The organism is Candidatus Avelusimicrobium sp. (assembly GCF_051874775.1).
Taxonomy (GTDB): Bacteria; Elusimicrobiota; Elusimicrobia; order Elusimicrobiales; family Elusimicrobiaceae; genus Avelusimicrobium.
The window spans coordinates 41,578-48,350 of record NZ_JBJEGE010000023.1; the positions used below are offsets into that span (position 1 = coordinate 41,578).

The following is a 6,773-nucleotide window of genomic DNA, read 5'->3' on the forward strand; positions in this document are numbered from 1 at the left end:
TATGAAAAAAACTCTTTGCGGCGCAATTTTAATTTTTCTGCTCGGCGGCTGCTATACACCGATGAATAACTCCGGCGTGGCCACCACCAAGCCGTGGCTGGAAGTTTCCGGCAAAAAAATAGGATTTGACGGGAAACAATACGATTCTTGTTACCGCTTCAACCTGCGTTTCTGGCCGCAGGAAGCCGCAGATAATCTTAACCTGCAAGAAACGTGCATTTCCGCCTGCTGTTGGCGGTCGGAGAAGGAAGAAGTCGTGCTGGACTTTAACCGAAATTTTGACGCAGATATGCTTATCCACGGCCGCGCACGCAAGTATTCCCCCGAACGCATTACCCTGCAAATTGATCACTCCAATTTACTTAATACCACCAAAGTAACCGTTTCCCCCAAAGGAGCTATTTCCAATAACGGGCTTGTAAACCTTTCTTACAAAGAATATGAAAATCCGGCGCGCTTGGCGCAAATTGCCAAAAACGCCCAAGCGTTGGCAAACAGCCTTGCCGCCGCGCCCGCAGAGAAACGCCAAACCGTAAAAAACCGCGCCGTTAAAACACCGAAGCAATCGTCTACACCGAAAGAGTCCGATACGGCCAAAGCGTTGGTACAACGCCAAGCCGGAGCCAAAATCGACACCTATTTTTATCAGATGGACAAAAGCTATAAAAAACAGGGCGCGGTTTTTTTGCTCAGCGAACGCATTTTACACGCGCGCAAAACCGCCGATCCGGACTTGTATGCCGTCTCCTGCCAAGCCAAGGCGCGCACGGGCCTTGACGTACAACACCTGCGGGCGTCCACTTTCTCGTGCGGATTATGGAACGTCAACGTAACGGAAGGAACTGTAGAGCCAGACGACAAACGCGCACATCTGATTTGGGGAAAATAACCCTGTAGGACGAAAATTTATTTTAGTATATGCCCTTGCATCTGCACGGAGTATTTTGTGAGGAATCTGTACAATGACTTTCTTTGATTGAATTACCTGCTTTCACAGGTAATTTATTATAAAAAGGAGTTTTTCCATCTTCCTTAACAGTGTAATTTTTATCGCCCCAATATAGTTAGAGCAGCATATACAAAAACCCGCCCCTACAAGAGGCGGGTTTTTGAAAAACAACTGTTATTTGGCTTCAGCTACAGCCACCGCAACAGCTACCGTCGCGCCAACCATCGGGTTGTTACCCATACCGATTAAGCCCATCATTTCCACGTGGGCCGGAACGGAGGAAGAACCCGCAAACTGCGCGTCGCCGTGCATACGACCCATCGTGTCGGTCATACCGTAAGAGGCAGGGCCGGCGGCCATGTTGTCCGGGTGGAGCGTGCGGCCCGTGCCGCCGCCGGAAGCCACGGAGAAATATTTTTTACCGTTTTCGGTCGCCCATTTCTTATAGGTGCCGGCTACCGGGTGCTGGAAGCGGGTCGGGTTGGTGGAGTTGCCCGTAATGGACACATCCACGCCTTCGTGGCGCATAATGGCTACGCCTTCGTTGACGTCATCGGCGCCGTAACATTTTACTTTGGCGCGGTCGCCGCTAGAAAACGCTTTTTCGCTGACGATTTTCAGTTCGCCCGTTTTGTAATTATATTCGGTTTCCACGGAGGTAAAACCGTTGATGCGGGAGATGATGTAAGCGGCGTCTTTACCGAGGCCGTTCAAAATAACGCGCAAGGGTTCTTTGCGCACTTTGTTGGCGGTGCGGGCGATACCGATGGCGCCTTCGGCGGCGGCGAAGCTTTCGTGGCCGGCCAGGAAGCAGAAGCATTTGGTTTCTTCGCGCAGCAGCATGGCGCCCAGGTTACCGTGGCCGAGGCCTACGGCGCGCTGGTCGGCGACGGAACCGGGAATGCAGAAGCTCTGCAGACCCACGCCGATTTTTTCGGCCGCTTCGGCGGCGGTTTTCACGCCGGATTTCAAAGCGATGGCGGCACCCACGGTGTAGGCCCAAACGGCGTTTTCAAAAGCGATGGGCTGGATGCCTTTTACGATGGCTTCCACGTCGATACCTTTTTTGGTGCAAATTTCTTTGGCTTCTTCCAAGGAAGCAATGCCGTTTTCTTTCAAAACGGAATTGATTTTATCAATTCTTCTTTCGTATCCTTCAAACGTAATCATATTTAATTGTTCTCCTTGGTTTACTCTTTGCGGGGGTCAATTTTCTTGACGGCTTCGTCAAAGCGGCCGTATTTGCTGACGTTTTTCTCAAACGCGGTTTTCGGATCTTCACCCTTCTTGATAGCATCCATCATTTTGCCCAAGTTAACGAATTTGTATCCGATGATTTCACTGTTTTTATCGAGGCCGATTTCGAGCACATAACCTTCGGCCATTTCCAAATAGCGTGCGCCTTTGGCTTCAGTACCGTACATCGTACCGATCTGGCTGCGATGGCCTTTACCAAGGTCTTCCATACCCGCGCCGATCGGCAGACCGTCATCGGAGAAAGCGCTCTGTGTGCGTCCGTAAACGATTTGCAGGAACAGTTCGCGCATAGCGGTGTTAATGGCATCGCACACGAGGTCGGAATTTAAAGCTTCCAAAATGGTTTTGCCGGGGAGAATTTCGGCAGCCATAGCGGCGGAGTGCGTCATACCGGAACAACCCAAGGTTTCCACCAACGCTTCTTTAATGATACCGTTTTTGACGTTCAGCGTCAGTTTGCACGCGCCTTGTTGCGGGGCGCACCAGCCTACGCCGTGGGTAAGGCCGCTGATGTCGGTAATCTGTTTGGCTTTGACCCATTTTCCTTCTTCGGGAATCGGGGCCGGATCGTGCTTAGCGCCTTTGCAAACGCAGCACATATTCTGTACTTCAGGGGTGCATTTTTCGCAGCTCATTCTGGTCTCCTATGAAAAATAAATCTTTCAATATATTTTACAAAATTTATCCCGCCACGTTGCGCGAAAACAAGAAAACCCCGCTGCAAAAGCGAGGTTTTTTGTAAAGCAAGTAAAGTTAGAAAGGTTTGTCGCCTTCCTCGTATAAATCAAGCGAATCGCACACGGCAATACTTTTCGCCGTATCGGCCGTGCAGCGCAAGGAAGAACTTTTTCCGCCCGTTCCTTTTTGGTACGGATTCCACAAGATATAATCGTACTTAGGCGCGGCGTTACGCCGGGCCGTTACGCCGGCGCAGTCCGTCCCCGGGATAACGGCATTTGTGGCGGAATTAATTGTATAGACAAAATCCTTCGTCGTAAGCGTACTGCCGTTGGCACTCATATTTCCGGACAGCTGTGTAGCCAATTTTTTAAAAGATACGGGGCACGCGTTGTCGCCCGTTCGTCCGGCCGCATACGCGTACACGGCATCATTAAGCGCTTTTATAGCGGCCATCGCTTCCGTGGCGCGCGAGCGTTCAATAGAACGCATATACTGCGGCAGCGCCACCGCCGTCAGCACCCCGATAATGAGCACGACCGTCAGCAATTCAATTAAGGTAAAACCCTTTCTGTTCATAATTTCTCCTATATTTAGTATTGTAGCAAAAATCAAAATTTTAAAGCGGCCACGCGGGCGGCGGCTTCGCGCGTAAGCTCGGGCGTGTTAAACGACGTCAGGCGGAAAAACCCTTCGCCGCACGAACCAAATCCCACGCCCGGGGTGCCGACCACGCGGGCTTCGGTCAACAATTTATCGAAGAAGCCCCACGAATCAAGCCCCGCCGGCGTTTTAAGCCAAATGTACGGCGCGTTGTCCCCGCCGTACGCGGTAATGCCGGCGTTTTTCAAGGCGTCCAAAATCACGCGCGCATTCTCTTTATATCCTGCGATGACTTCGCGCGTTTGTTTAAACCCTTCAGGTGAATAAACCGCCTCCGCTCCGCGCTGCACGATATACGGCACGCCGTTAAATTTAGTGGTCTGGCGGCGCAGCCACAGCGCATTTAAAGACGCTTTTCCGCCGCGCACGTCCGAAATTTCCAGCGCTTTGGGCACCACGGTATACGCACAGCGCGTACCCGTAAAACCAGCTGTTTTGGAGAACGAACGGAACTCCACCGCCACTTTTTCCGCCCCTTCAATTTCGTAAATGGAATGAGGAATGTCATCATCTGAAATAAAGGCTTCATAGGCGGAATCAAATAAAATGACGCTGTTATGTTCAAGGGCCCAGTCCACCCATTTTTTCAGTTCCGCGCGCGTTAAGGCCGAGCCCGTCGGATTGTTGGGAGAGCACAGATACACGATATCGGCGTGTTCTTTGGGCAGTTCGGGCGCAAAATTATTTGCTTCTACGCACGGCAAATAAACGATACCGCCGTAACGGCCGTTTTCAAACGCGCCCGTGCGGCCGGCCATCACATTCGTATCCAAATAAACAGGATAAACGGGATTTTGGAGTGCCACTTTACTTTCGGATGAAAAAAGCTCCTGAAAGTTGGCGACGTCGCTTTTTGCGCCGTCACTGATAAAAATTTCATCCGCCGACAAATTAATTCCGCGGGACAAATAATCCCCCTTCAAAACGGCTTCACGCAAAAAAGAATATCCCTGTTCCGGCCCGTACCCGCGGAACGTGGCAGCCTCGCCCATTTCGTCCACCGCTTTATGCATTGCTTCCACTACGGCGGGCACAAGCGGGCGCGAAACGTCGCCAATGCCTAAGCTGATGACGGTTTCCGTCGGATTGGCCGCTTTGAAAGCGGCTACGCGTTTGGCTACCGTGGAAAATAAATAACTGCCCTGCAGTTTAAGATAATTGTTATTAATCGTCGTCATTTAATTCTCCGGCCATTCACCCGTAAAAACCTCGCGGGCGGGGCCCGTCATAAAAATATTCTTTTGCTCCGGCCATTCAATAAACAAATCTCCGCCGTCCAGTTTGACGGTTATGCTTGGCCCCGTTTTTCCGTTTAATACGCACGCGGCCGCCGTCGCGCACGCGCCCGTTCCGCAGGCGCTCGTAATGCCCGCGCCGCGCTCCCACACGCGCATACGGACGGTTTTATCGTCCAAAACTTGCACAAATTCCACATTTGTTTTGCGCGGGAAAGCGGAGTGTTTTTCTAAGACCGGTCCCAACTCGACCACAGGAGCGGTTTGGGCATTTTCCACAAACGTCACAAAATGCGGATTTCCCATCGAAACGGCTGTACCGTACACTTGTATACCGTTAACGTCCAGCAAAACATTGACGGCGCGTTCATCCGCTGCGCCTGTCATCGGAATTTGGCTGCGCGTCAAACGAGGCTGCCCCATATCCACGCGGACAAGTCCTTTTTCTAAATCGATAATATCCGTACGAATAATTCCGGCAAGCGTATCAAGCGAAATCTGTTTTTTATTCGCCCGTTTACGCGTAAACCAATGCAGCGCCACACAGCGAGACGCGTTGCCGCACATTTCGGCTTCGGAACCGTCCGAATTGATGATACGCATACGCACGTCCGCCTTGTCCGAAGGCAGGAGGAGTACAAGGCCGTCCGCACCCACGCCGAAGCGGCGGTCGCACATTTTTACAGCCAATAAAAAAGGGTCTTTTACGGACAGGGCAGACGCGCCGTCTAAAAAGACGAAATCGTTGCCCAGTCCCGTGTATTTGGTAAATTGCATAGTTGTAAATCCTTATGAATTGGATCCTGAAACAAGTTCAGGATGACATACTGCGTCTATAAGTCGTCATACTGAATTTATTTCAGTATCCAGTCGTTTAAAAAGATTCCTCTTTACGAATTAGATCCTGAAACAAGTTCAGGATGACATACTGCGTCTATAAGTCGTCATACTGAATTTATTTCAGTATCCAGTCGTTTAAAAAGATTCCTCTTTACGAATTAGATCCTGAAACAAGTTCAGGATGACACTCCCTTAGAATAATAATTTATAACAAACCAGAATATAAATCATCCCAATTTTTATTTTTACTTTCCACTAAATTAATCTTCCAAGCACGGTGCTAGCGTTTTAATTGCTTTTCGCGTTCAATAGCGGTAATCATTTGGTCAAAAACCTCATAATAAACCAAACGAGAAACACCATAGCGTTTTGTAAATCCGTCCGCCAACTTGGTTTTATGCTCATAAACGCGTTTAAGCAAATCAGCCGTCACGCCCACATAAAGCGTACCGTTCTTTTGACTGGCTAAAATATACACATAAGCGGGCATATTTTTATTTTATAAAAACGGGAGAGCAATTTGGTAAGATATTTTTATACTTCACAAGGAGTGACTTTTATGGAACTTATGCAAGCCATCGCCACGCGCAGAAGCGTGCGTAAATACCAAGATAAACCCGTAGAGCGGGAAAAAATAAACGACTGCCTTGAGGCAGCACGTTTGGCGCCGTCCGCGTGCAACTCGCAGCCGTGGCATTTTATCGTCATTGACGACCCGCAAGTGAAAGAAGCGTTTTGCAAAGAAGCCTTTTCCGGCGTATACAGTATGACCAAATGGGCCGAAAAAGCCCCCGTCCTGATTGCCGCCGTGTCGGACAAAGGCTCATTTACCAGCCGCATCGGCAATTTTTTCCGCCGCACGGAATTTTATTTGGTGGACCAAGGCATTGCCTGCGAACATCTGGTACTGCGCGCGTGGGATTTAGGTTTGGGATCCTGCTGGATCGGGTGGTTAAATTCCGACAAGGCCGAAAAGTTTTTCAAACTCCCCAAAGGCAAAAAAATTGAACACTTGATTGCGCTTGGCTATCCCGCCGAAGAACCGAACGCGCGGCCCCGCGAGACGTTTGACGAAATCGTCAGTTACAACGAATATAAATGAAACTCCCCGGGCTCACGCCCGGGGTTTCTTTTCATCCGAACAATTCCAT

Annotated in this window: 8 protein-coding genes; 2 read left to right on the plus strand and 6 right to left on the minus strand. The window is 50.0% G+C overall.

All coding sequences use genetic code 11. The features are described 5' to 3' along the window. The first annotated feature begins 1 nt into the window (after position 1). Positions 2-889: a hypothetical protein gene (locus tag ACI351_RS04540; RefSeq protein WP_439734070.1), complete on the plus strand. Its 888-nt coding sequence runs from the start codon at positions 2-4 to the stop codon at positions 887-889. A gap of 234 nt (positions 890-1,123) precedes the next feature. On the opposite strand, the gene ACI351_RS04545 is transcribed toward ACI351_RS04540, so the two are convergent. The 6 genes from ACI351_RS04545 to ACI351_RS04570 form a co-directional block, all read right to left on the minus strand. Next, on the minus strand, positions 1,124-2,119 hold the full coding sequence (locus ACI351_RS04545) for a GGGtGRT protein (RefSeq protein ID WP_439734071.1): 996 nt from the start codon (positions 2,117-2,119) through the stop codon (positions 1,124-1,126). A gap of 20 nt (positions 2,120-2,139) precedes the next feature. Beyond that, the gene (locus ACI351_RS04550) at positions 2,140-2,841 is read right to left on the minus strand and encodes an iron-sulfur cluster assembly scaffold protein (protein WP_439734072.1); all 702 of its coding nucleotides are present in this window, start codon (positions 2,839-2,841) and stop codon (positions 2,140-2,142) included. A gap of 118 nt (positions 2,842-2,959) precedes the next feature. Then, positions 2,960-3,463 (minus strand): type IV pilin protein, encoded by a 504-nt coding sequence (locus ACI351_RS04555; protein ID WP_439734073.1) that lies wholly within the window; start codon positions 3,461-3,463, stop codon positions 2,960-2,962. A gap of 32 nt (positions 3,464-3,495) precedes the next feature. Continuing rightward, entirely contained in the window at positions 3,496-4,725 is a 1,230-nt protein-coding gene (locus ACI351_RS04560) for an LL-diaminopimelate aminotransferase (protein WP_439734074.1), read from the minus strand. Further along, the gene (gene dapF, locus ACI351_RS04565; protein ID WP_439734075.1) at positions 4,726-5,559 is read right to left on the minus strand and encodes a diaminopimelate epimerase; all 834 of its coding nucleotides are present in this window, start codon (positions 5,557-5,559) and stop codon (positions 4,726-4,728) included. Between the two features lie 343 nt (positions 5,560-5,902). Next, positions 5,903-6,112 (minus strand): GIY-YIG nuclease family protein, encoded by a 210-nt coding sequence (locus ACI351_RS04570; protein WP_439734076.1) that lies wholly within the window; start codon positions 6,110-6,112, stop codon positions 5,903-5,905. A 69-nt stretch (positions 6,113-6,181) separates the two neighbouring features. On the opposite strand from ACI351_RS04570, the gene ACI351_RS04575 reads away from it, so the two are divergent. After that, on the plus strand, positions 6,182-6,724 hold the full coding sequence (locus ACI351_RS04575; protein WP_439734077.1) for a nitroreductase family protein: 543 nt from the start codon (positions 6,182-6,184) through the stop codon (positions 6,722-6,724). Positions 6,725-6,773: the final 49 nt, after the last annotated feature.